This window comes from Aliirhizobium sp. YIM B11859, from assembly GCF_057163345.1.
In genome coordinates, this window is sequence record NZ_JBXHAY010000001.1 from 315,708 (window position 1) to 336,962 (window position 21,255).

The 21,255-nt window shown below is 60.7% G+C and carries 22 protein-coding genes; 12 read left to right on the forward strand and 10 right to left on the reverse strand.

The annotated features are described in order from the left end of the window. Positions 1 to 218: 218 nt before the first annotated feature. The 4 genes from AC2GXZ_RS01380 (at position 219) to AC2GXZ_RS01395 (ending at position 3,066) form a co-directional block, all read left to right on the forward strand. Entirely contained in the window at positions 219 to 1,163 is a 945-nt protein-coding gene (locus AC2GXZ_RS01380) for an ABC transporter permease (protein WP_483757331.1), read from the forward strand. Then, the gene (locus AC2GXZ_RS01385; protein WP_483757332.1) at positions 1,163 to 1,981 is read left to right on the forward strand and encodes an ABC transporter permease; all 819 of its coding nucleotides are present in this window, start codon (positions 1,163 to 1,165) and stop codon (positions 1,979 to 1,981) included. Before AC2GXZ_RS01380 ends, AC2GXZ_RS01385 begins: the two co-directional genes overlap by 1 nt. A 287-nt stretch (positions 1,982 to 2,268) precedes the next feature. Further along, positions 2,269 to 2,616 carry an ElaB/YgaM/YqjD family protein gene (locus AC2GXZ_RS01390; protein ID WP_483757333.1) on the forward strand — a complete coding sequence of 116 codons (348 nt, stop codon included), beginning with the start codon at positions 2,269 to 2,271 and terminating at the stop codon, positions 2,614 to 2,616. Between the two features lie 6 nt (positions 2,617 to 2,622). Beyond that, a complete protein-coding gene (locus tag AC2GXZ_RS01395) occupies positions 2,623 to 3,066 on the forward strand; it encodes a hypothetical protein (protein WP_483757334.1) in 444 nt (147 codons plus the stop codon). 138 nt (positions 3,067 to 3,204) lie between these two features. On the opposite strand, the gene AC2GXZ_RS01400 is transcribed toward AC2GXZ_RS01395, so the two are convergent. Further along, the gene (locus AC2GXZ_RS01400; RefSeq protein ID WP_483757335.1) at positions 3,205 to 3,771 is read right to left on the reverse strand and encodes an RNA polymerase sigma factor; all 567 of its coding nucleotides are present in this window, start codon (positions 3,769 to 3,771) and stop codon (positions 3,205 to 3,207) included. Beyond that, positions 3,768 to 3,962, reverse strand: coding sequence for a NepR family anti-sigma factor (locus AC2GXZ_RS01405; RefSeq protein WP_483758232.1), 195 nt, complete (start codon positions 3,960 to 3,962; stop codon positions 3,768 to 3,770). Before AC2GXZ_RS01405 ends, AC2GXZ_RS01400 begins: the two co-directional genes overlap by 4 nt. Positions 3,963 to 4,127: 165 nt before the next feature. Between AC2GXZ_RS01405 and AC2GXZ_RS01410 the strand changes: the two genes are divergently transcribed. Continuing rightward, positions 4,128 to 4,922: a response regulator gene (locus AC2GXZ_RS01410; RefSeq protein ID WP_483757336.1), complete on the forward strand. Its 795-nt coding sequence runs from the start codon at positions 4,128 to 4,130 to the stop codon at positions 4,920 to 4,922. Positions 4,923 to 5,262: 340 nt separating this feature from the next. Next, positions 5,263 to 6,276 carry a sensor histidine kinase gene (locus tag AC2GXZ_RS01415; RefSeq protein ID WP_483757337.1) on the forward strand — a complete coding sequence of 338 codons (1,014 nt, stop codon included), beginning with the start codon at positions 5,263 to 5,265 and terminating at the stop codon, positions 6,274 to 6,276. A gap of 382 nt (positions 6,277 to 6,658) precedes the next feature. On the opposite strand, the gene AC2GXZ_RS01420 is transcribed toward AC2GXZ_RS01415, so the two are convergent. The 3 genes from AC2GXZ_RS01420 to AC2GXZ_RS01430 all read right to left on the reverse strand — a co-directional run bounded on the left by AC2GXZ_RS01420 (position 6,659) and on the right by AC2GXZ_RS01430 (position 10,462). Beyond that, positions 6,659 to 7,582, reverse strand: a complete 924-nt coding sequence (locus AC2GXZ_RS01420) for an ABC transporter permease (protein ID WP_483757338.1) — start codon at positions 7,580 to 7,582, stop codon at positions 6,659 to 6,661. Next, positions 7,575 to 8,585 carry an ABC transporter permease gene (locus AC2GXZ_RS01425; RefSeq protein ID WP_483757339.1) on the reverse strand — a complete coding sequence of 337 codons (1,011 nt, stop codon included), beginning with the start codon at positions 8,583 to 8,585 and terminating at the stop codon, positions 7,575 to 7,577. Before AC2GXZ_RS01425 ends, AC2GXZ_RS01420 begins: the two co-directional genes overlap by 8 nt. A gap of 167 nt (positions 8,586 to 8,752) precedes the next feature. Beyond that, positions 8,753 to 10,462: a peptide ABC transporter substrate-binding protein gene (locus AC2GXZ_RS01430; protein ID WP_483757340.1), complete on the reverse strand. Its 1,710-nt coding sequence runs from the start codon at positions 10,460 to 10,462 to the stop codon at positions 8,753 to 8,755. 323 nt (positions 10,463 to 10,785) lie between these two features. On the opposite strand from AC2GXZ_RS01430, the gene AC2GXZ_RS01435 reads away from it, so the two are divergent. Together AC2GXZ_RS01435 and AC2GXZ_RS01440 are read left to right on the forward strand one after the other, a co-directional pair. Further along, positions 10,786 to 11,949 carry a M20 aminoacylase family protein gene (locus AC2GXZ_RS01435; RefSeq protein ID WP_483757341.1) on the forward strand — a complete coding sequence of 388 codons (1,164 nt, stop codon included), beginning with the start codon at positions 10,786 to 10,788 and terminating at the stop codon, positions 11,947 to 11,949. A 38-nt stretch (positions 11,950 to 11,987) separates the two neighbouring features. After that, on the forward strand, positions 11,988 to 13,835 hold the full coding sequence (locus tag AC2GXZ_RS01440; protein ID WP_483757342.1) for an ABC transporter ATP-binding protein: 1,848 nt from the start codon (positions 11,988 to 11,990) through the stop codon (positions 13,833 to 13,835). Between the two features lie 42 nt (positions 13,836 to 13,877). Here the strand turns inward: AC2GXZ_RS01440 and AC2GXZ_RS01445 are convergent, their stop codons facing one another. The 3 genes from AC2GXZ_RS01445 to AC2GXZ_RS01455 form a co-directional block, all read right to left on the reverse strand. Continuing rightward, positions 13,878 to 14,495 carry a dual specificity protein phosphatase family protein gene (locus tag AC2GXZ_RS01445; RefSeq protein ID WP_483757343.1) on the reverse strand — a complete coding sequence of 206 codons (618 nt, stop codon included), beginning with the start codon at positions 14,493 to 14,495 and terminating at the stop codon, positions 13,878 to 13,880. 121 nt (positions 14,496 to 14,616) lie between these two features. Further along, positions 14,617 to 15,495, reverse strand: a complete 879-nt coding sequence (locus AC2GXZ_RS01450) for a methylated-DNA--[protein]-cysteine S-methyltransferase (protein WP_483757344.1) — start codon at positions 15,493 to 15,495, stop codon at positions 14,617 to 14,619. Between the two features lie 76 nt (positions 15,496 to 15,571). Beyond that, a complete protein-coding gene (locus AC2GXZ_RS01455; RefSeq protein ID WP_483757345.1) occupies positions 15,572 to 16,069 on the reverse strand; it encodes a DUF2244 domain-containing protein in 498 nt (165 codons plus the stop codon). A gap of 21 nt (positions 16,070 to 16,090) precedes the next feature. Here AC2GXZ_RS01455 and nth point away from each other — a divergent pair, with 21 nt between their 5' ends. After that, the gene (nth, locus tag AC2GXZ_RS01460; RefSeq protein WP_483757346.1) at positions 16,091 to 16,885 is read left to right on the forward strand and encodes an endonuclease III; all 795 of its coding nucleotides are present in this window, start codon (positions 16,091 to 16,093) and stop codon (positions 16,883 to 16,885) included. Here the strand turns inward: nth and AC2GXZ_RS01465 are convergent. Next, positions 16,858 to 17,595, reverse strand: coding sequence for a sulfate transporter family protein (locus AC2GXZ_RS01465; RefSeq protein WP_483757347.1), 738 nt, complete (start codon positions 17,593 to 17,595; stop codon positions 16,858 to 16,860). The two genes, nth and AC2GXZ_RS01465, sit on opposite strands and share 28 nt — an antisense overlap. 341 nt (positions 17,596 to 17,936) lie before the next feature. Between AC2GXZ_RS01465 and AC2GXZ_RS01470 the strand changes: the two genes are divergently transcribed. Beyond that, positions 17,937 to 18,959, forward strand: coding sequence for a sensor histidine kinase (locus tag AC2GXZ_RS01470; protein ID WP_483757348.1), 1,023 nt, complete (start codon positions 17,937 to 17,939; stop codon positions 18,957 to 18,959). Here AC2GXZ_RS01470 and AC2GXZ_RS01475 read toward each other — a convergent pair. Continuing rightward, the gene (locus AC2GXZ_RS01475) at positions 18,940 to 19,866 is read right to left on the reverse strand and encodes a LysR family transcriptional regulator (RefSeq protein ID WP_483757349.1); all 927 of its coding nucleotides are present in this window, start codon (positions 19,864 to 19,866) and stop codon (positions 18,940 to 18,942) included. The genes AC2GXZ_RS01470 and AC2GXZ_RS01475 overlap by 20 nt on opposite strands. Before the next feature lie 114 nt (positions 19,867 to 19,980). On the opposite strand from AC2GXZ_RS01475, the gene AC2GXZ_RS01480 reads away from it, so the two are divergent. Both AC2GXZ_RS01480 and AC2GXZ_RS01485 read left to right on the forward strand, forming a co-directional pair. Beyond that, the gene (locus tag AC2GXZ_RS01480; protein WP_483757350.1) at positions 19,981 to 20,733 is read left to right on the forward strand and encodes an SDR family NAD(P)-dependent oxidoreductase; all 753 of its coding nucleotides are present in this window, start codon (positions 19,981 to 19,983) and stop codon (positions 20,731 to 20,733) included. Positions 20,734 to 20,819: 86 nt separating this feature from the next. Then, positions 20,820 to 21,221 (forward strand): nuclear transport factor 2 family protein, encoded by a 402-nt coding sequence (locus tag AC2GXZ_RS01485; RefSeq protein ID WP_483757351.1) that lies wholly within the window; start codon positions 20,820 to 20,822, stop codon positions 21,219 to 21,221. Positions 21,222 to 21,255: the final 34 nt, after the last annotated feature.

Here is a 21,255-nt window from a genome sequence, read left to right on the forward strand (position 1 = left end):
GGGAATCTCATTGCAGTCGTGTGGAGAAAGTCCCCCTCAGGCCTGCCGGCCATTTCCCCCACAAAGAGGGAGAGGAGCCGCCGTATCTGCCTGCTCCGATTGAGCGCAGGCGGTACGGCTGAGTTATGCCCTACTCCTTGTGGGAAGGGTTGGGAGGGGCCTTTCTCCGTTCGTAATTCGGCTAGATCGCAGAGGGAATGCGCCGGAGCCCACAGCCGATGATCGCCATCCTCACCCGCCGCATCGCAAGCCTCATCGTCACGCTTCTCGTCGTGTCGCTGCTGATCTTTGCGGTCATGGATCTGTTGCCGGGCGATCCGGCGGCGGTGATGCTGGGGACGTCGGCGACGCCGGAGACGCTCGCGGCGCTGAGAAGCCAGATGGGGCTCGATCAGCCGCTGGCGCTGCGTTATCTCGGCTGGCTTGCGGGCATGGTTCATGGCGATCTCGGCCAGTCCTATACCTATGGAGTACCGGTGGCGGGGCTGATTGCGGAACGGCTTGCGGTGACGCTGCCGCTGGCGCTGATGGCGGTTGCCCTGTCGATTGCAATCGCCGTACCGCTCGGGGTGGCTGCCGCACGCCATCACAATGGCCTTGTCGACCATATTGCCGGCGCGTTTTCCTATGTGTCGATCGCGGTACCGGCCTTCTGGGTCGGGCTGCTTTTGATCATCGCCTTCTCCACCCATCTCGGCTGGATGCCGGCGGGCGGGTTTCCGGGCTGGGAGGCTGGGTTCTGGGCCGGGCTCAAGGCGCTTGCCATGCCGGCCATCGCGCTTGGCCTGCCGCAGGCGGGTGTCTTGACGCGGGTGGCGCGGACCTCTGTCATCGAGGTGATGAACGAGGATTTCGTTCGCACCGCACGGGCCAAGGGACTTGGCGAGCGGGCGGCCGTATGGCGCCATGCGTTGCCCAATGCGCTGATCCCGGTCGTCACGATGATCGGGCTGCAATTCACCTTCCTGATTGCCGGTGCGGTACTGGTGGAAAACGTCTTCAACCTGCCGGGGCTTGGCCGGCTTGCCTATCAGGCACTGGCGCAACGCGACGTGATCGTCATGCAGGACGTGGTGCTGTTTTTTTCAGGCCTTGTGATCATCATGAACTTCCTGGTGGATCTTGCCTATCTGGCAATCGATCCACGGCTGAGGAGGACGTGATGGCAGGAATTTTTCGCCGGCCCGTCTTCACCATCGGCCTCGTCATCACGCTCATGCTGGTTGCCGTGGCGCTGGTTTCGCTCATCTGGACGCCGTCGCTGCCATCGAAGATGAATATCCTGCAGCGACTGAAGCCGCCGCTCGGGCCAGGTGGTGTCCTCGGTACCGACCAGTTCGGCCGCGACGTCGCCTCGATGCTGATGGTCGGGGCGTGGAATTCGCTGTCGACCGCGTTTCTCGCGGTGGCGCTCGGCGCATCGCTCGGCTCGGCCGTCGGCGTCATCGTCGCGATGCGGCGCGGCTGGCTGGAGCTCATCGTCATGCGTGGTTGCGACATCATCTTTGCCGTGCCGCCGATCCTGTCGGCGATGATGCTCGGGGCTTTCATCGGCTCGGGGCGGTTTACCGCGATTATCGCGATTGCCGTGTTCATGGTGCCGGTTTTCGCCCGGCTGACGCTGGCAGCCGCCCGGCAGGTCTGGACGCGCGACTATGTAACGGCGGCGATCGGTATCGGCCGGTCAAAGACCAGGATCACGCTGGTTCACATAGTACCGAATATTTCCAACCAGATCATCGTTCAGGTGACGACCCAGCTCGGGCTTGCGATCCTAACCGAGGCGGGGCTGTCGTTTCTCGGGCTCGGCATGCCGCCGCCGGCGGCGACCTGGGGGCGTATGCTGGCCGACAGCCAGACTTTTTTTGCCCAGGCGCCGTGGCTTGCGGTCATGCCCGGGCTGGCGATCGGGTTTGCCGTGCTGGGCTTGAACATGCTCGGAGACGGATTGCGCGACCTTCTCGATCCGCGGATGAAATAACGTTCCGCTCTGGAACATTCACTCTCTTGCCGCGTTCACCGAGCGGAACCGATTTGACGGCTTTTTAGTAATGATGCCGGCTGGGCATCGCCAAGGGAGATCAGACATGAGAGGCATTTGTTGTGGGCTCTGGGAATTCCTATCCCGGCGATTATTCTCCTCTATGTCTTTCATGTGATCTGATCATGCGCAAACCCAAAGCTTCGACCGCAGCAGCAAGCACCGGACCGGCAACCAGCCGATCAGCCGCGACACGCAAACCAAAGTCCACCAAAAAGGAGACTGCCATGCCCGCCTCGACCTCCAGCACGACCGAATTTTCGCGCACCGGAAGTGCTTCCTCGGCCTCGACCAAGGATATCGAAGTGCAGTTGCAGCAGCTGCGCGAGGATATCGCCTCGCTGGCCAAGACTGTCGCTGCAGTCGGCAATGAAAAGGCCTCGGAAGTGAAGGGCAAGGCACGTCGTGCCGCCAATGACGCAGCCGACGCATCCTACCAGATGGTTGAAGCTGCCAAGGACCAGGCATTGAGCCTGGAACAGGATCTGGAGCGGCAGATCCGCGCCAATCCGATCCAGTCGGTCGCTATTGCCGCCGGCGTCGGTTTTGTTCTCGCACTCCTGTCGCGCCGCTGATCATCGATGTTCAGCGCACTGGGACCGCTGCTTGCATCCTTCATCGCGACGGATGTGGCGGCGCTGAGACGTAAGATCAAACGCAACGCGATCCTCTACGGGATCGCGGCTGCTTTTTTGTGGACTGCCTACGGGCTGCTGGTGGCGGCACTGGCGATCACTCTCGGCGAGAGATGGGGCCTGCCGGTCGCGATGCTGGTGATTGCCGGCGGCATGATCGTCATGGCACTGGTTATCATTGCCTGTGTGATGATCATCAACGCAGCCGAGGAGAGGCGCAAGAAGCGGGAGGCCGCGGCCAACAGCCAACGGGCGCTCGCGATGACGGCCGCCGTCTCCGCCTTGCCGTTGCTGATCAAATCCAAGCCTTTGATGCTGCTTGCAGCGGCCGGAGGGCTCGGTTTTCTGGCGATGAAGGGTGGCAAGGGACCCGGGCCGCGACCCGAATAGCTGTTGCAAATACAGAAAAGATGAAGCCGTCCGGATTGCTCCGGGCGGCTTTTTTGTTCGGTTGCTTTGGTCGGTGATGATGATACAGCAAATGAAAAAGGCCGCCCCTCCTGCGAGAGGCGGCCTTGTCGAATGTCATCAGCTGCCGAAAGCGCGGGCGGTGATTGCGGCATCGCCGGCGTCAGGGCCGTAATCGCTTTCTCCCGAGACGCCCAGCAATTCTTGCAGGCGGGTACGGGCGCGCGAGACGCGGCTTTTGATCGTGCCGACGGCGCAGCCGCAGATTTCGGCGGCTTCCTCATAGGCAAAGCCGGCGGCGCCGACCAGAACGATGGCTTCGCGCTGGTCTTCCGGAAGCTTGTCGAGCGCTTCGCGAAAGTCCTGCAGGTCGAGACGACCATATTGTTCCGGATGCACGGAAAAACGTTCGGAAAACAGGCCGTCGCTATCCTGCACTTCGCGGCCGCGCTTGCGCATCTGGCTGTAGAATTCGTTTCGCAGGATGGTGAACAGCCAGGCACGCATGTTGGTTCCGGCAGTGAAGCTCTTCTGGTTGGCCCAGGCCTTCATGATCGTATCCTGAACAAGATCGTCCGCCTTGTCGTGGCGGCCGGTCAGGGATACGGCAAAAGCGCGCAGATTGGGCAACGACGCGAGCAGGTCGCGCTTGAAGACGCGGTCATCGGACTCGGTCTGGGTGCTCATTTTGCATCCACCGCCTTGGTCCGCGCCTTCTGGGCGTTTTCGGCTTCTTCCAGACGTTCCAACAGATCAAGGAAACGGTCGGGAATGCCTTCTTCCTGAACGGCGTCGTAAAATTCCTTCAGCTTCCGCGAGATGGAAGCGTTTGGAGCCATAGAGCCAGGTTTGGTCTGTTGGGTTTGAAGTGTGGTCATATCCTGCTTTTTTCTGGTCTCATCACTCATCACGCGGGCGCCTGCTTGCAATTTGTCGGTTGGAAAATGCTTGAGATTAAAAAAAGTTCCGTCTTGCGGAACTTATTTTGCACGTCCACGTTAATCCAGCGTCAATTGCCCATTCGGGCCCAGGGGAGAATTTGTATGTCACTTACCACGCGCGTCGCGTCTCACCTTCCGTATCTGCGTCGGTATGCCCGTGCGGTCACCGGATCGCAGACGTCAGGAGACGCTTATGTGGCGGCCGTTCTTGAAGCGCTGATTGCCGATGTTTCCATTTTTCCGGAAAGTTCGAAGGATCGCGTTTCGCTTTATAAACTCTTCGTCGCAATCTTTGGTTCCACCGCGATAGAGATCCGCCCGATCGAATCCCCCTTCGCTTGGGAGCAGAGAGCCTCGCTGAACCTGTCGTCGATCCCGTCTCAGGCACGTCATGCATTTCTGCTGATTTCTGTCGAAGGCTTTACGCCGGAAGAAGCAGCCGAGGTGCTCGATATCTCCGTTGCCGACGTCAACAAGCTGCTTGACGAAGCATCGCGTGAAATTTCACGGCAGGTCGCGACCGATATCATGATCATCGAGGACGAGCCGCTGATCGCGCTCGATATCGAGCAGATGGTTCAGGATCTCGGCCACCGGGTTACGGGCATCGCCCGCACCCACAAGGAAGCGGTATCGCTGTTCCAGTCGTCGCAGCCGAAGATGGTTCTCGCAGACATCCAGCTTGCCGACGGCAGCTCGGGCATCGATGCGGTCAACGAGATCCTCAAAACCTCGACCGTGCCGGTGATCTTCATCACCGCCTTCCCGGAGCGGCTGTTGACGGGCGAACGTCCTGAACCTGCCTTCCTCGTCACCAAGCCGTTCAACCCGGATATGGTCAAGGCGCTGATCAGCCAGGCGCTGTTCTTCAACGAAGCCGTAAAGGTTGCCGCGTGAGCCGGTGGTTGCGTCAGCAGCCGCCATCTCGCCGTGATGCGGCAGGAACAGAATATTCGAAAAAGGTTACGGCGTGACAGTGTGTGCGTCACGCCGCCCCTTGTTTTATTCGTCCCGGGCCTATCTTCAACGATGATCCGAAACGGCGGGTTGCTGTACCAGCGGTACGGCGCCCCCGTGGGTGAGGGAAGTCGTTGGATCGGCTTCTTTTCGCCGCGTAATTCGGGTCAGCCCGGTTGCGACGCAACCGGTGGGTCCTGTAAGAGAAACGCAAGCATCCGGCGCTGCCATCGGGGCGCCTTCGGGTGAGATCCTCATCCTGGGATGAGCGGGTAATGGAGTGGCTAATTTGGCGCATCCGCTGACATGGCAGCAAGCGGGCCAGAGTGATGACAAGCTGCGTGAATTCTTCATGCCTGCACTCATCGATCTCGGCGCCAGCATCATTATCCAGAGCCGGGATTTCGATTACCTCTATGTCGCCAACCTGCCGGATGTGTGGGCGCCGGACGTCCTTGAAAACCCCAGCGATGCCGGCCTGTTCGGCGATGAGGTTGCCGACAAGCTCAATTCCCTGAAGCGGAGCGTTAGCGAAAGCGGCAAAAAGGGCCATATCGAAGTGACGGTCGGCTCCGATCAGATCTTCGAGTTCCGCGTCCAGGCGGTCGAGTTGCCATCCGGCGAACTGCATCTCGTCACAACAATCATCGACCGGTCGGAAGAGCGGCATCGCGAACGGTTGTTGCGTGCGCTGCTGAGGGAAGTCAGCCATCGCTCCAAGAACCTGCTCGCCATCATCCAGAGCATCGCAATGCAGACCGCGCGTTATTCCGGTTCGCTCGATCTGTTCCTGCACAAGTTCCGGGGGCGGCTCTATTCTTTGTCGCAATCCCAGGATCTGATCACCGATTCCAGCTGGCGCGGTGCCTATTTCAACGATCTGGTGCGTCAGCAGACGGAAAAATACCTTCCCGACAACCGGCATCTGGTGAAGGTGTCAGGCGATAACGTGCTCTTGACGCCGAATGCATCGCTGCATCTCGGTCTTGCGCTGCACGAGTTGATCGTCAATGCGGTCAGCCATGGATCGCTGCTGCGCGGCGCTCGCCCGGTGGAGATCACCTGCACGCGCCTGCATGTCGAAGGACGCGATTATCTGGAAATGACCTGGGACGAACGGCTGGTCGGCGCGTCCAAGACCGATGCGACGGAAGACGGGTTGAAGGCGCATTTCGGCAGCACGGTTCTGGAACGTGTCGTGCCCGCCTCGGTCAACGGCAAGGCTCAGTATTCGATTTCCGGCGACGGTATCCGTTACCAGGTGCGTTTTCCGCTGGACATCGGCGGCGAATAGTCTCGCCTCGCCTGGAGCAAATCCGCTTTTCTTCGAAATGCAGAATTGTTCCGCATTTCTGCTGAACTGCTCTCGATCTCATAAGATTGCGGTTGTCGGATACGGGGCGATCTGCGCTGCGGCCAAAACAAATCCGGCTCGGTTCCTGGTGGAACCGAGCCGGCTTGTCTCTTCGAGGGGGATTGAAGAGTGTGTCCGGAGGCTTTTAGGGCGGGGGACGGGGGGTCGCCTTCGGACACTGTGATAACGGGTGGCCCGATAGAAGGTTCCAAGTTTTTTTCGAAAAAAGTTCCAGTCGGGATTGCCCGTTGTTTTCAGGCGTCTTCTCGACAGAAAACGGCGGCCGAGGCCGCCGTTTCCGCAAAGGTCTGCCCGGTATCCGTCAGCGCTTGACGGAGCGGGGATCAAGCGCATCGCGGATGGCGTCGCCGATATAATTGACGCTCAGCACCGTAAGCGAGATCGCAAGTCCCGGCCACAGAACGCGCGACGGCGTCAGCTGCAGGAAGTTCGCGCCGTCGAAAAGCAATCGGCCCCAGGTCGGGAAATCCGACGGAAAACCGAGGCCGAGGAAGCTCAGCGACGATTCCGTGATGATCGCCGAAGCAATGCCCAATGTCGCCGAGACCATGATCGAGGAAAGCACGTTCGGCAGGATATGCTTGATGACGATGCGGTATTCACGCATGCCACTCGATTTTGCCGCCAGCACGAATTCCTGGCTTTTGACTGCCAGAACGTCGCCGCGGACGATACGCGCCGTATGCATCCAGCTGGTAATGCCGATGACCACGACGATTAGGATGAAGATGCCGGTTTCCGGCCCGAAGGCGGAGCGCAGCGTATCGCGGAAGAGAAGCAGGATGACAAGCAGCAGAGGCAGCAGCGGCAGCGCCAGGAACAGGTCGGTGAGGCGCATCAAAGGACCGTCGAGCCTGCGGAAATAACCCGAGAGAACACCGACCAGCGTGCCGAGAAAGAGCGCCAGCAGCATGGCGGTAATGCCGACGGCAAGCGAGATGCGGCCGCCGGCGAGAACCTGTGCCAGCATGTCCTTGCCGAGATTGTCGGTGCCGAAGGGATGTGCCATCGACGGCCACTGGTTCTTGTCACGAATGTTGATCGCGTTCGGCGCAACCCTGTGGATATAGGGGCCGACATAGACGGCGAGCACGATGAAAGTGAACACGACAAGGCCGGCGACGCCACCCTTGTGGACGCGGAACTGGCGCCACATGTCACTGAGAGCCGACCGGGTGGGCGTGGAGGCGACGGCCGGTGCGGAGGTTACGGTCGCATCAGTCATAACGGATCCTCGGGTCAAGAATGCCGTAAAGTACGTCGGCGATCAGGTTGAAGAGGACGATCAGCACCGCGAAGATGAAGGTGAGCGTCTGCACGAGCGGGATGTCGGCGCCCTGGACGGCAACGATCAACAATTGCCCCAATCCGTTCACGCGAAAGATCTGTTCGGTGATGATGGCGCCGGAAAAGATCGTCGGCACGCCGAGCGCGATGACGGTGACGACCGGGATCAGGCTGTTTCGCAATACATGGACGAGCAGCACGGCCTTTTCCTTGACGCCCTTGGCACGGGCGGTGCGGACATAATCCTGATGCAGGTTGTCGAGCATCGAGGCTCGCACGAAACGGGCGATCTGGGATGCGTTGTAGAGCGACAGGACCGCGACCGGCAGAACCATCTGCTTTATCTGGGCAAGAAAGCTGGAGAAGTCAGTGACCTGCAGATTGGTGTCGTAAACCGAGGGGAACCACTGCAGATAGGACGAGAATATGACGACCAGCAGTACGCCGGTGAAAAAGGTCGGAACCGAATAACCGACCATCGATACGAATGTGCCGACCTGATCGAAGATCGAATATTGCTTGTAGGCGGAGATGACACCGATCGGGATGGCGATCAGGATGCCGAAGAGATAGGCGAGGCCGACGACCCAGAGTGTCTGCGGCAGGCGCTGGACGATCAGATCGACGACCGGGCTGCGGGTTGCCCAGGAGAGAACGCGCATGCGATCGCCATCGCCGAACTTCCAGCCAGTCAGGCTTTCGATGATGTTGAGCGGCTCGTTGATGAAAAACTGGTGCAGCCAGGCGAGGTAGCGGAAGAAGAAGGGCTGGTCCATGCCGAGCGAGGCGCGGATCTGCTCTCTCACTTCCGGCGGGATCGTCAGCGGCAGTTCGCCGGTCGGATCATTGGGCGCCAGATCGAGCAGCGCGAAGATGACGAAGCTGATGATCAGCAGCGTCGGGATTGCGAAGAACAATCGTCGCAGCGTGTATGTGAACATAGGGGACTTTCTCCGGGCTGCGCGTCGTCGCCGCGTAGCTGCAACGTGGCGGGTGGCGCAGACATTTCAATGCCGTCGGTGCAGACGGGCCCCAACCAAAGGCGGGGGCCGATCATGATGTCCAGGCGAAGAATGCCGGGTCGAAATGCTCGACCCGGCAACCGGCATTACTTCTTGCGATACCAGTCGGCGACGTTCCAGAGCTGGCTGTCCCAGGAGTTCATCTTGACACCCTGCAGCGACACGGCAAAGGCGGAGAGGTCGCCGCGGTGAACGAGCGGGATATGGGCGCCTTCTTCCGTCAGCATGTCGTTGAGCTGCTTGGCAAGCTCGGCACGCTTGGCGGGGTCGGCGGTCTTGGAGAGGGTGCCGACCAGCTTGTCATAGTCCGGGTTGCAGTAACGCGGGATGTTCTGGCCCTGCCAGCCGTTGGACGGGCCAGGCATCTTGTCGCACAGCCATTCCGCCAGGTATTTTTCCGGGTCGGTGCCGTCGAAGTTGTTGGTGTACATTTCGACGTCGGCATAAAATTTCTGGAACGTGTCCGGGCTTGCCGGGTCACCGCCGAAGAAGACGGAGGCAGACGCATTGCGCAGTTCGGCGCCGACGCCGATCTCGGCCCACATGGCCTTGACCAGTTCCTGGGTCGCCTGACGGACCGAGTTGGTCGAGGTCGAATAGAGGAAGGAAAGCTTGACGCCGTCCTTGGCACGGATGCCATCGGCGCCCTTTACCCAGCCTGCATCGTCGAGCAGCTTGTTTGCGCCGGCGAGATCCTGCTTCAGGCACCAGCTGTCGTTCTTCGTCGAGGCGACGGCTTCCGGAGCGGGGACGATGTTGCAGGTTGCCTTGCCGGCTGCGCCGTAACCGGCCTCGACGATGATGTCGCGGTCGATGGCGAGCGAAAGCGCGCGGCGGACCGCCGGGTCCTTCAATGCCGGATGCGGACCGGCTTCCTTGGTGGAGCGTTTGTCGCCCAGCTTGGAATCGGGATTGGTCCAGTTGAGGTTGATACGTTCGACATTGGTGCCGAAGGCGGATTCGAGCCTGCCCTTGCCGGCGGCCATCATCGTCTGCAGCACTTCCGGCTCGACCATGGTGTTCCAGGCGTAATCGTATTCGCCGGTTTCCAGAACGGCGCGGGCAGCCGATGCCGCATCGCCGCCGCCCTTGAGCGTGATCGAGGCGAAGGCCGGCTTGGCCGGATCGCGATAGTTCGGATTGGCCTTGAAGGTGATCACGTCATTCGGCTTGAAGTCGGAAACGACGAAGGGGCCGGTGCCGATCGGGCCGAAATTGGCGGCCGTGCAGCCGGGGGCCTTGGCGCCGACGCAATCCTTGAACTGGGCCGCCTGGATGATCGGCGACTGGCCACCGACGAAGGCTGAGTAAGGATAAGGCTTCGGTTCGGTGAAGCTGATCTTGACGGTATGGGCGTCGACGGCCTCGACGTTCTTGACACCTTCATACTGGGCAGCCTGGGCGCAGCCGCCATCCGGTGCCGTGCAATATTTCCAGGTGAAGATGACATCGTCAGCCGTGAAGGGGGAGCCGTCCGACCATTTGACGTCCGGCTTCAGCTTCCAGGTCAGGCTGAGAAGATCCTTTGCCAGGCCGCCGTTTTCCAGCGTCGGGATCTCGGCTGCCAGATAGGGCACGAGTTCGCCCTTCTCATCGGTACGCGCCAGGGGCTCGATGACGATCGAGGACGAAAAGACCTCCTTGGTACCGCCGGACAGATAGGGGTTGAGAGTGGAAACCGCCTGCCAGAACAGGATCTTCAAGTCTCCATCCGTGCCGCGCTCCGCGTGAGCCGCTGCGCCCGAAAGCGCCAGCGCGGCTGCGGTGCCGGCCAACAGAAGTTTCAATTTATGCATGCTGACTTTCCCCTTTGTGGTTCTCTTGACGAGTTGTTGTGATTGGTTCCGGACCTGTGTCGGGCGGTCTCCCGAGGCTGCGGTTTTTCCGCTTTTGCCTCTCCGCCGGACATGTTTTTCGTGGTCCGAGATCTCGTGTTCAGTCGATTTAAGACACGTCCATCCCTTCACGTCAGGCGTGTGTGACCAAATTTTGAGCCATCTAAGCATAGGCCTATTTTTCGTTCAAGAGCCAAAATTGAAGCTTGCAAAAGGTTGCAATCACGGCGCAATATCCTCCGCAGTCAGAGTGGGAAACCGAGAAAAATCAAAGAGGTGCCGTAATGCCCGTGATCAACCGAGTAGCCGAGATGCAGGATGATGTCGCCGAATGGCGGCGCCATCTGCATCAGAATCCGGAGCTACTTTACGATGTCCACGAGACGTCGCGGTTCGTTGCCGAGAAGCTCAAATCCTTCGGTTGCGACGTTGTCGAGACAGGTATCGGTCAAACCGGTGTCGTCGGCATCATCAAGGGCAATAATGGTGACGGGCCGGTGATCGGCTTTCGCGCCGACATGGATGCCCTGCCGATCTTCGAGACCTCCGGCAAGCCCTGGGCGTCGAAGACACCGGGCAAGGCACATTCCTGCGGTCATGATGGCCATACCGCGATGCTGCTCGGCGCCGCGCAATATCTTGCCGAGACACGCAACTTCAAGGGATCGGTGGCAGTGATCTTCCAGCCGGCGGAAGAGGGTGGTGCCGGCGCGCTCGCGATGATCAACGACGGTTTCATGGACAAGTTTTCGATCGGGCAGGTCTACGGCATGCATAACGAGCCGCGGCTGCCGGTCGGCAATTTCGCCATCCGCAAGGGCGGCATCATGGCCGCCGCCGATGTGTTCGAGATCACCGTCAACGGTCGTGGCAGCCATGCCGCCCAGCCGCAGAACTCGATCGACCCGGTGCTCGCCGCCTCGCATATCGTCATCGCGCTGCAATCGATCGTCTCGCGCGAGATGGATCCGTTGAAATCGCTGGTCGTCACGGTTGCCGCGATCCATGGGGGCGAAGCCAACAACGTCATTCCCGACAGCGTCAAGCTTCTGGGCACGGTGCGCACGCTTTTGCCCGAGACGCGCGATTTCGCCGAGACGCGGCTCAAGGCGGTCGCCGAAGCGACGGCACTTGCGCATGGCGCCACGGTCGATATCACTTACCGACGCGGTTATCCGGTCACCATGAACCACGAGGCCGAGACTGAGTTCGCGATCGAGATCGCCGGCAAGGTGGCGGGGCCGAAAGCGGTCAATGGCGCGGTTTCCCCGCATATGGGTGCGGAAGACTTTTCCTACATGCTGGAAAAGCGGCCGGGCGCCTTCATCTTCATCGGCAACGGAGACACGGCGAGCCTGCATAATGCCGCCTATGACTTCAACGACGAGGCTATTCCCTTTGGTGTCAGCTACTGGGTGACGCTTGCCGAAACCGCACTCGCGGCCTGATCCGAACAACCCCGACGAAGAGAACTAAGGAGAGGCCGATGCTGCTGTCCGGAGACGCAATGGAACATGGTGGCGGATCGGTCACTCCGGTTCTCTCAGTCAAGAACCTGTCGACCGCGTTCCGGGTGAATGACGAGTGGAAAACCGTGGTGCGCAACATCTCGTTTGATGTCGCACCCCGCGAGACGGTGGCGATCGTCGGCGAGAGCGGATCGGGCAAGTCGGTCACCTCGCTGTCGATCATGCGGCTGTTGCCGAAGAAGACGAGCCGTCTCGAGGGGCAGGTGTTCCTCGAGGGCAGGGAACTGGTGTCGCTGCCGGAAGAGCAGATGCGCCGTGTCCGCGGCAACGATATTTCGATGATCTTCCAGGAGCCGATGACCTCGCTCAATCCGATCTTCCCGATCGGCAAGCAGATCGCCGAGGCGTTGACTGTTCACAAGGATATTTCCAAAGCGGAGGCCAAGGCCGAAGTTCTGCGCCTGTTGGAAAAGGTGCGCATTCCGAATGCAAAGGGTCGATTCGACGAATACCCGCACCAGTTTTCCGGCGGCATGCGGCAGCGCGTGATGATCGCCATGGCATTGGCGTCACGGCCGAAACTGCTGATTGCCGACGAACCGACGACGGCGCTCGACGTGACGATCCAGGGCCAGATCCTCGACCTGATCAAGCAATTGCAGGAAGAAGAGGGGATGTCGGTTCTGTTCATCACCCATGACATGGGCGTGGTGGCGGAAGTCGCAGACCGGACGATCGTGATGTTCCGCGGCGATGCCGTGGAGACCGGCGAGACCGACGACATTTTCCACCGCGGTAAACATCCCTATACACGGGCGCTTCTATCGGCCGTGCCACGGCTCGGTTCGATGGGCGAGCGCAAGCTGCCGCTACGGTTCCCGATGATCGACATCAAGACCGGCGAGCAACAGCCGCTCGCCGATGTGATCGACACGGTGGCGAAGAGCAAAACGCCGATCCTCGAGGTTAAGGACCTGACGACGCGTTTCGACATCCATTCCGGCCTGTTCGGCCGCAAGACCGGCGCCGTTCATGCGGTGGAGAAGGTATCGTTCGATCTCCACGAAGGCGAGACGCTGTCGCTTGTCGGCGAAAGCGGCTGCGGCAAGTCGACGACCGGGCGGTCGGTAACACGGCTGATCACTCCGACCAGCGGCAATGTCGTGCTTGATGGCTACGAGGTGATGAAGCTCGACCAGTCGTCGCTGAGACGGATGCGGCGGTCGGTGCAGATGATTTTTCAGGACCCGTTCGCCTCGCTCAATCCGCGGATGAGCATCGGTTCGGCCGTCATGGAACCGTTCGTCGAACACGGGCTCGGGACCAAGGGGCAGGCCCGTGACAAGGCGGCTTCCTTCCTTGAAAAGGTCGGCCTGTCGGCGGACATGATGAAGCGTTTTCCGCACGAGTTTTCCGGCGGCCAGAGGCAGCGCATCGCGATTGCCCGTGCGCTAATGCTCGACCCGAAGGTGATCGTCGCGGATGAGGCCGTTTCGGCGCTCGACGTGTCGATCAAGGCGCAGGTCTGCAACCTGCTTCTGGATCTGCAGCAAAGCCTCAATCTTGCCTACCTGTTCATTTCCCACGACATGGCGGTGGTGGAGCGCGTCAGCCACCGGGTGGCGGTGATGTATCTCGGAGAGATCGTCGAGATCGGCCCGAGGGCTGCGGTTTTCGAAAACCCGCAGCATCCCTACACGAAAAAGCTGATGTCGGCGGTGCCGGTGCCTGATCCGTCACGCCGGTCGATCAAGCGCAATATGGCGACCGACGAGATCAAGAGCCCGGTCCGTGGTGTCGATTACATACCGCCGGTCCGCGAATACCGCGAGGTTTCGGCCGGACATATCGTGCAGTTGGGATGAGAACGGGATCGGGGGCCAGTGAAGGCCCCTTGCTGCTCAATGTCAGGATAGCGGCGCGGATACACTCGCAGTGGCGAGCCGCTTGCGCGACAGGCCATAATGGCGTTCCAGCATTTCCCATGTCTGGTCCATCGCATAGGCCGCCGAGACCACCGGCAGGCCGACATGGCCGAAATAGATGGATAATTGCTGTTCGGCCTTATGCGTCGGAACGCCGGCGATCTGCTGGCTGTAGATGACGGAGACGAGGCCGGTGCGGTCAGCGCCGCTGCGGCAATGGATAAGGATGGGTTTGGGTGCATCCTTGAGCATCGCCACAAGTTCGTCCGCCTGGGCGGCGGTCAACTGGCGGGAGGCGAGCATGGCGAAATCGATATGCTTGATGCCGAGCCTATTGGCGGTCGCGACTTCGTCGTCATACCACCGCGATTCTTCGGCCGCGCCGCGAAGGTTGACGATGGTGCGGATGCCATATTGCTTGGCATAGTCGGCGATCTGCTGCGGGCTTGGCTGGGCCGAACGGTAAAGTTCGCCGGCGATGACGGTGTGGAAATTACCCGACAGCTGTAGAAAACCGAGATAACCACCGAGCCCGAGTGCTGCGAGGCCAATTGCGGCTGCTCCATTGCGAAACAGCCTTTTCCTGCGGGTATTTGCCATCTTGCCTATCCACCTGATCGCACAGGACAGGCCTTGGCCCGTCGCGGCAGACAGATGGACTTGCATTCTGACACGCACCTGAACGGGATGATGTCCGACCCCGGCTCAAGGTGCCGTCCCGTTAGCCTCCGGTTTCCCAGCCGAGCATGGCGCGCTTGCGGGTGAGGCCCCAGTGGTAGCCTGTCAGCGCGCCGTTTCTGGCAACCGCGCGGTGGCAGGGGACGACGAAGGAGATCGGGTTGGCACCGACGGCGGCACCCACCGCCCGGTTTGCGGTCGGCTGGCCGATATCGTTGGCGACGTCGGAATAGGTGACGGCCTTGCCGTAGGGGATCTTCAAAAGGCTCTGCCAGACGCGCATCTGGAAATCCGTGCCGATCAGCACGACGCGGAGCGGCCGGTCGCAGAGCCATTGCGAGCGGTCGAAGACGCGGCCGACATAAGGCAGGGTTGCCTGCACATCTTCCAGATAGGTTGCATTCGGCCAGCGGCGGGTCATGTCATCGAGCGCCTCCTGCTCGCCGCCCTCATCGGCAAAGGCGAGGCCGGCCAGCCCTCGGTCGGTTGCCATCACCAGCGCGATGCCGAAAGGAGAGCGGTGGAAACCGTAGCGGATCGTCAGCCCGCCGCCCTTGGCCTTCCATTCGCCGGGCGACATCGCCTCGTGGGTGACGAAGAGATCGTGCAGCCGACCGGGGCCGGAAAGTCCGACCTCATAGGAGGCTTCAAGGAGCGGCAGGCCTTCCTGGCCGAGCAGGCGCTTGGCGTGGTCGATGGTGACGGCCTGCAGGAATGCTTTCGGCGACAGGCCTGCCCAGCGGGTGAAAAGCTTCTGCAGCTGCGTCGGCGACTGGCCGATTTCTGCAGCAATCAGCTCCAATGACGGCTGCTCGCGATAATCGAGCGTGATCATCTCGATCACCCGGCGCACGATCTCGTAATCGGAGCCTTCCGGCGTCACGTCTTTTGCCGGCGTTGCGAATTGAGCGAGAGCATTCATGGTGTTTCTCCTTTCGCTCATATCTGTCCTCTTCCTTGCAAGGATACCACCCGTTTCTTGCCGCTTCGGCACATCGTCACAATCTGCGGGTCACTGCGGCAAGCGCGCCCCGAAAAGCCCTTGCGAAACTTTCGCGGTCGTCGGGGTTGAGGAACGATCCGACATCGGTGCGGTGGCCTTCGCCGATGAGATGCATGGCGGTGATGCCGAGTTCGGCATGCCGAGCGACACTGAAACGCGCCCAGAAGGGATTAAAACGGTGCTCGACCATTTTTCCCCTGGGCGAGAATTTGCGGATCGAAACATTGCGGCGGGAGACGGTGACTTCCTCGCGCTGACGACCCGAGCGATAGCTCAGTTTCAGCGCAATATAGAGGCCGAGGAAATCAAGTCCGAGGAACAGGCCGATCGGCCATGCGCCGGTCGCCATGAAGAAAACCCCATAGAGAATGCAGACCGCTCCAGAACAAGCAAGCACCAGCCGGAACCCGGTCCGCCCGAGCGACCGGTAAGGCGTGAGCTCGGCGGCAAAGACCGGCGGGTCGTCCGTCATCTGTGCGTTGCTTTCCATCATGGTGCGTGACTATACAATCTCATGGCCATTCCGAAACTCAAATCCAGCACTTCAACCTTGCAGAAGTCAAATCGCGCCGCACCCAAAACTGCAGCCGCGAAGAGACCGAAGCGGTTCAAGCCCGCCTATTCGCGTGAAGAGATGGTGGAGATCTTTCGCCGCTTCTCGATCCAGAGGCCGGAGCCGAAAGGTGAACTCGAGCATGTGAACCCGTTCACGCTGGTGGTGGCGGTCGCGCTGTCGGCTCAGGCAACCGATGTCGGCGTCAACAAGGCGACGCGAGCGCTGTTCAAAATCGCCGATACGCCGGAAAAGATGCTGGCGCTGGGCGAGGACGGGGTGATCGCCCATATCAAGACGATCGGGCTTTACCGCAACAAGGCGAAGAATGTCATCGCGCTCTGTCGCATGCTGATCGACGAGTTCGGGTCGCAAGTGCCGAAGACGCGCGAGGAGCTGGTGCGGCTTCCGGGTGTCGGGCGAAAAACGGCCAATGTGGTAATGTCGATGGCCTTCGGCATCCCGACGCTTGCCGTCGACACCCATGTATTTCGTATCGGCAACCGGTGCCTGATGGCGCCGGGCAAGACGCCTGACGAGGTGGAAGAGCAGTTCCTGAGGGTCATTCCCGAGGAATATCTCTACCACGCGCATCACTGGCTGATCCTGCATGGGCGTTACACCTGCAAGGCGCGCAAGCCGGAATGCGAGACCTGCGTGATCGCCGATCTCTGTCGCTCGCCGGAAAAGACCTTCGATATTCCGGCGCCGCTCGTCGAACTGCCGCCTCAGGTGATCGGCGCTGCCGAAGGATAGGGTTTGAAGCCGGGATCACGCTTCGACACCGCCTTGTGCAGATGTACCATCAGGCCAGCTGCAAACAGCGGGGTCAGCAGGTTGAGGATCGGGATCGCCAGGAAACAGGCGATGACGATGCCGGCCATGAACACGGTAGAGGAATATTTCGAGCGCAGAGCGCGGGCTTCTTCCGGCGAGCGGAAACGCATGGCGGCGAATTCGAAAAATTCACGGCCGAGCAGATAGCCGTTCACCAGGAAAAAGGCGATCAGATTGATGCCGGGGATAAGCAGCAGGATGAGAGCGATGATATTGCCGACGATGACGACGCCGAGGAATTTTATCGAGCCGATCATCGCCTGACCGAGCGGCAATTCCTGTCCTGGCGGGTCGTTGGGGTAGTCGCGTGTCTCAACCACCTTGGCGACATCGTCGAGGAACAGGCCGGCGATCAGGGCAGTGATCGGGGCGATCAGCAGCGCAAGGGCGAGCGCGAGGCCGATGCTTGCGGCGATCGCGCCGATCAGTGTCAGCCATCCCGTCCATTCCGGCATGGCGGGGAAAAAATCCGCAAACCAGGGCCAGATGTAATAGGCGAATGTCTCGCGTAGCGCGACCCACAGTCCGGCAAGGATGAGCAATGTCAGCCCAAGCGTCTTCCAGAAGGCTGCCCGCGTTTCCGGGGCAAACAGGTTGGCAAGGGCGAGGCGGGTGGCGTCGAGGATCATGACAGGTCTCCGGCGAATGGCTGGGGGAATGTAGGGTGGCGCCGGTGCCGGAACAAGCGTTCGGGACAAGCGTTCGGGACAAGCTGATGGAAAGGGGAGGTCCTCCGGGCTGGTGTCGACCCGGCTTGCCGCACCCTTGACCTTATGGAGGCGGTTACCGTTTGCCTTGTCCCAGAACAGGCAGGGCCTTAAAATGGGCTGGTTTTTGCGGTTCGACGCGCCATATATCGGCGATCGGCGGGTCCAAAACCGGGCCTGGTATCCGGGGTGTGGCTCGTTGTCCTGGATGGAGGCAGAGTTTTTCGGTGAATGTGAAAAAACGGGCTTGGGACAATAGCCGCATGGGCCGCGTCGTTGCGGATTTCGACTGGTCGAAGACCTCGCTCGGGCCGATCGAAGATTGGCCGATCTCGCTGAAGACAATCGTCGAAACGACACTCAATTCGAAGTTCCCGCAGGCGGTGATCTGGGGAGCGGACTTCGTCACCATCCATAACGACGCTTTCCTGCCGATATTGGGCAACAAGCCTTCGGCTATCGGTCGCTCGTTTGCCGATATATGGGCGGAATCCTGGAACGCGATCCGGCCGATCGCCGAGAAAGCCTATCAGGGCGAATCCACCTATATCGAAAATTACGAGCTGCTGATCAATCGCCACGGCTATGACGAGCTCGCGCATTTTACCTTCTGCTACAGCCCGCTTCGCAACGACGAGGGCGACATAGCCGGCATGGTGGATACGGTCGTCGAGACGACGGAAACCGTGCGTGCCAAGCGGACGCAGGAGGTTCTGCGCCGTGAGCTCGTGCATCGGGTGAAAAACACGATGGCGGTCACGAACGCCGTGGTCAGCGCATCGATGCGGCACGCCACCAGCCTTGTCGAGGCGCGGGAGACGATCAGCCGGCGTATCTCGGCCCTGGCACAGGCGCAGAGCCTTATCTCAGCCTCCGACGAGGGCGCAGAGTTGCGCGATGTGGTGGAGGCGGCACTCGCTCCGCATGTCGAGAAGAAGGACCATGCGGTGATTTCCGGACCGGCTGCGCTGCTCACCTCCGAACAGGCGATCGGCATGTCGCTTGCGATCTACGAGCTGGCCACCAACGCCCTGAAATACGGCGCTCTTTCGGTCGAGACAGGGCGTGTGCAGATAGACTGGAGCGTTCAGGACGGCGAGAGCTTCAGCTTCTCCTGGCGCGAAATCGATGGTCCGCTTGTGTCGACGCCGTCACGGCTGGGTTTCGGCTCGCGCCTCAACAACCAGATTGTCGCGTCCTATTTTCATGGCAAGGCCGAAACGACCTATCATCCGGAGGGGGTGCAGTTCCGGCTTGTTGGCTCTCTCAAGGCCGGTGCCGAATAACTCCCCTTGCGTCATCCAGCGCATCCTTCGGGAAATGAGCTGCCAGATGGTCGATGAATTTTCTGACGGCCGGCGGCAGGCCTTTGCGTGTGGTGAAGACGAGATGCACGATGCCGGCAACTCCACGCCAGGCGGGCAGGACGCGAACGAGTGTTCCATCTTCCAGCGCCTTCCTGCACGTATGATCCGGCAGCAAGGCGACGCCGAGCCCGGCAATCGCTGCCGCCCGGACGGCCGAAAAATCCGCACAACCCATGCGTGGCGCGTGACGGAAGGCGTGCTTGCGGCCATCGTCCGTTTCCAGATGCCATTCCAGTTCGCTGGCATAGTCGCTGGTTGCCAGAATCGGCAGTGATGCCAGCTGTTCGATGTCGCCGATGCGGCTTGCCATTTGCGGGCTTGCGACGAGGATTCGGATCGAATGGCCGAGCGAGCGCATGGTGAGTGATGCGTCGCTGTCGATCACGGTGCGCACGCGCAACGCGATATCGATGCGTTCCTCGATCAGGTCCACCGCCCGGTCAAGCGCGACAAGCTGCAACTGCACTTTCGGATAACGATCGAGGAAGCTGTTGACGAGAGCCGTGATCGGCTCGACCAGGCCTGTGGGGCAACTGAGGCGGACAAGGCCATGCGGCTCCGACCGCGCCTCTGCAACAATGGCCTCGGCCTGCTCAGCCTCGTTCATCATCGCCCTGCAGCGCTGGTAGAAAATCTGCCCGACATCGGTGACGCGGAAACGGCGGCTCGATCGTTCGATCAGCCGCATGCCGAGCCGCGCTTCCAGTTCCGCTACCCGACGGCTCAGCTTGGATTTTGGCTCATGCAGAGCACGGCCTGCCGCGGCGAAACCGCCATGGGCGACGACTTCGGCGAAATAGGCGAGGTCATTGAGATCCGTGCGCATGATCGTTCTCCATATGGAACGATGAGTGCCGATATTGCCGACTTTCGAAATCATCGTTCCGGATGCATCTTTTATCCAGCGGCAAACGAACCGCAAGATCAAAGGAGAAAGACAATGGCTCGGAAATTCGAAAACAAGGTCGTCATCGTCACCGGCGGCACCAGCGGTATCGGGCTTGCCACCGCAAAGGCCTTTGCCGAGGAAGGCGCGTCGGTGTTCGTCACCGGCCGTCGTCAGGCAGCGCTCGACGCGGCGGTAAAGACGATCGGCGGGCAAGTGACTGGCGTGCAGGGCGACATGGGCAAGCTTGCCGATATCGACCGCCTGTATGATGCCGTACAGCAGAAACACGGGCATATCGATGTGGTTTTCGCCAATGCCGGCGGCGGTGAATTTGCGGCACTCGGCTCGATCACCGAGGACCATTACCAGTCGACCTTCGACAGCAATGTGAAGGGCGTGCTGTTCACGGTGCAGAAGGCACTGCCGCTGATGCGCGATGGCGGGTCGATCGTGCTGACATCGTCGACCACCAGCATTTCCGGCACGCCGGCGTTCAGCGTCTATTCGGCCACCAAGGCGGCGATCCGCAGCTTTGCCCGCAACTGGATCCTCGACCTGAAGGACCGGCATATCCGCGTCAACGCCATCAGCCCCGGCGTGACGGACACGGCCGGCCTCAACGAGCTTTTCGGCGGTGGCGACCAGGCACAGGGCACGAAGGATTATCTTGCCGGCCTCATCCCCGCCGGCCGCGTCGGCCAGCCGGAAGAGATTGCCAAGGCGGTCTTGTTCCTTGCCTCCGACGATGCCAGCTTCGTCAACGGCGTCGAACTGTTCGTCGACGGCGGCCAGGTGCAGATCTGATCCACCTGTGATCTGAAGGTTGAAGCTCGTCCGCGCGTCCCCGATCCTCCCAGGTGGACGCGTGGCTTTCCCCAAGGAGACTGATGATGACCAACGATATTGCGACATTGCTGAGACGGAACCTGCAGGAGGTCTTCGGCGAGGCAGACGATGCGCGCCGGCTGGCGGTTGCCGTCGAAATCTTCACGCCGGACGCCGAATTTCATGAGCCGCACGGCATCTATCGCGGACCGGAAGAGATCGCCCGGATCGCAGGCGTGATCCGCGCCTCGCATCCGGATTTCCGCTATCGCGAACTCGGCCCGGCTGAAGTGCTGCAGGAGACCGCAGGCCGGGTGCGGTGGGTTTCCGGTGCGCCCGGCCAGCCGCCGTCCTATGCCGGAACGGACTTCATCATCGCCCGCGACGGACGGATCAGCGCGATCTACCTGTTCTTCGATCCGCTTCCGGGCGAGGGCGAGGTATCGCAGGATCAGTCCCGCACATGATCATGAAAGACGCTGGCGATATGGTCGTCAGCGC

Bases quoted from the DNA above. Each gene is read 5' to 3' on its own strand.
- AC2GXZ_RS01380 (WP_483757331.1), top strand. From the start codon at position 219: ATGATCGCCATCCTCACCCGCCGCATCGCAAGCCTCATCGTCACGCTT.
- AC2GXZ_RS01385 (WP_483757332.1), top strand. From the start codon at position 1,163: ATGGCAGGAATTTTTCGCCGGCCCGTCTTCACCATCGGCCTCGTCATC.
- AC2GXZ_RS01390 (WP_483757333.1), top strand. From the start codon at position 2,269: ATGCCCGCCTCGACCTCCAGCACGACCGAATTTTCGCGCACCGGAAGT.
- AC2GXZ_RS01395 (WP_483757334.1), top strand. From the start codon at position 2,623: ATGTTCAGCGCACTGGGACCGCTGCTTGCATCCTTCATCGCGACGGAT.
- AC2GXZ_RS01400 (WP_483757335.1), bottom strand. From the start codon at position 3,771: ATGAGCACCCAGACCGAGTCCGATGACCGCGTCTTCAAGCGCGACCTG.
- AC2GXZ_RS01405 (WP_483758232.1), bottom strand. From the start codon at position 3,962: ATGACCACACTTCAAACCCAACAGACCAAACCTGGCTCTATGGCTCCA.
- AC2GXZ_RS01410 (WP_483757336.1), top strand. From the start codon at position 4,128: ATGTCACTTACCACGCGCGTCGCGTCTCACCTTCCGTATCTGCGTCGG.
- AC2GXZ_RS01420 (WP_483757338.1), bottom strand. From the start codon at position 7,582: ATGACTGATGCGACCGTAACCTCCGCACCGGCCGTCGCCTCCACGCCC.
- AC2GXZ_RS01425 (WP_483757339.1), bottom strand. From the start codon at position 8,585: ATGTTCACATACACGCTGCGACGATTGTTCTTCGCAATCCCGACGCTG.
- AC2GXZ_RS01430 (WP_483757340.1), bottom strand. From the start codon at position 10,462: ATGCATAAATTGAAACTTCTGTTGGCCGGCACCGCAGCCGCGCTGGCG.
- AC2GXZ_RS01435 (WP_483757341.1), top strand. From the start codon at position 10,786: ATGCCCGTGATCAACCGAGTAGCCGAGATGCAGGATGATGTCGCCGAA.
- AC2GXZ_RS01440 (WP_483757342.1), top strand. From the start codon at position 11,988: ATGCTGCTGTCCGGAGACGCAATGGAACATGGTGGCGGATCGGTCACT.
- AC2GXZ_RS01445 (WP_483757343.1), bottom strand. From the start codon at position 14,495: ATGGCAAATACCCGCAGGAAAAGGCTGTTTCGCAATGGAGCAGCCGCA.
- AC2GXZ_RS01450 (WP_483757344.1), bottom strand. From the start codon at position 15,495: ATGAATGCTCTCGCTCAATTCGCAACGCCGGCAAAAGACGTGACGCCG.
- AC2GXZ_RS01455 (WP_483757345.1), bottom strand. From the start codon at position 16,069: ATGATGGAAAGCAACGCACAGATGACGGACGACCCGCCGGTCTTTGCC.
- nth (WP_483757346.1), top strand. From the start codon at position 16,091: ATGGCCATTCCGAAACTCAAATCCAGCACTTCAACCTTGCAGAAGTCA.
- AC2GXZ_RS01465 (WP_483757347.1), bottom strand. From the start codon at position 17,595: ATGATCCTCGACGCCACCCGCCTCGCCCTTGCCAACCTGTTTGCCCCG.
- AC2GXZ_RS01470 (WP_483757348.1), top strand. From the start codon at position 17,937: ATGGGCCGCGTCGTTGCGGATTTCGACTGGTCGAAGACCTCGCTCGGG.
- AC2GXZ_RS01475 (WP_483757349.1), bottom strand. From the start codon at position 19,866: ATGCGCACGGATCTCAATGACCTCGCCTATTTCGCCGAAGTCGTCGCC.
- AC2GXZ_RS01480 (WP_483757350.1), top strand. From the start codon at position 19,981: ATGGCTCGGAAATTCGAAAACAAGGTCGTCATCGTCACCGGCGGCACC.
- AC2GXZ_RS01485 (WP_483757351.1), top strand. From the start codon at position 20,820: ATGACCAACGATATTGCGACATTGCTGAGACGGAACCTGCAGGAGGTC.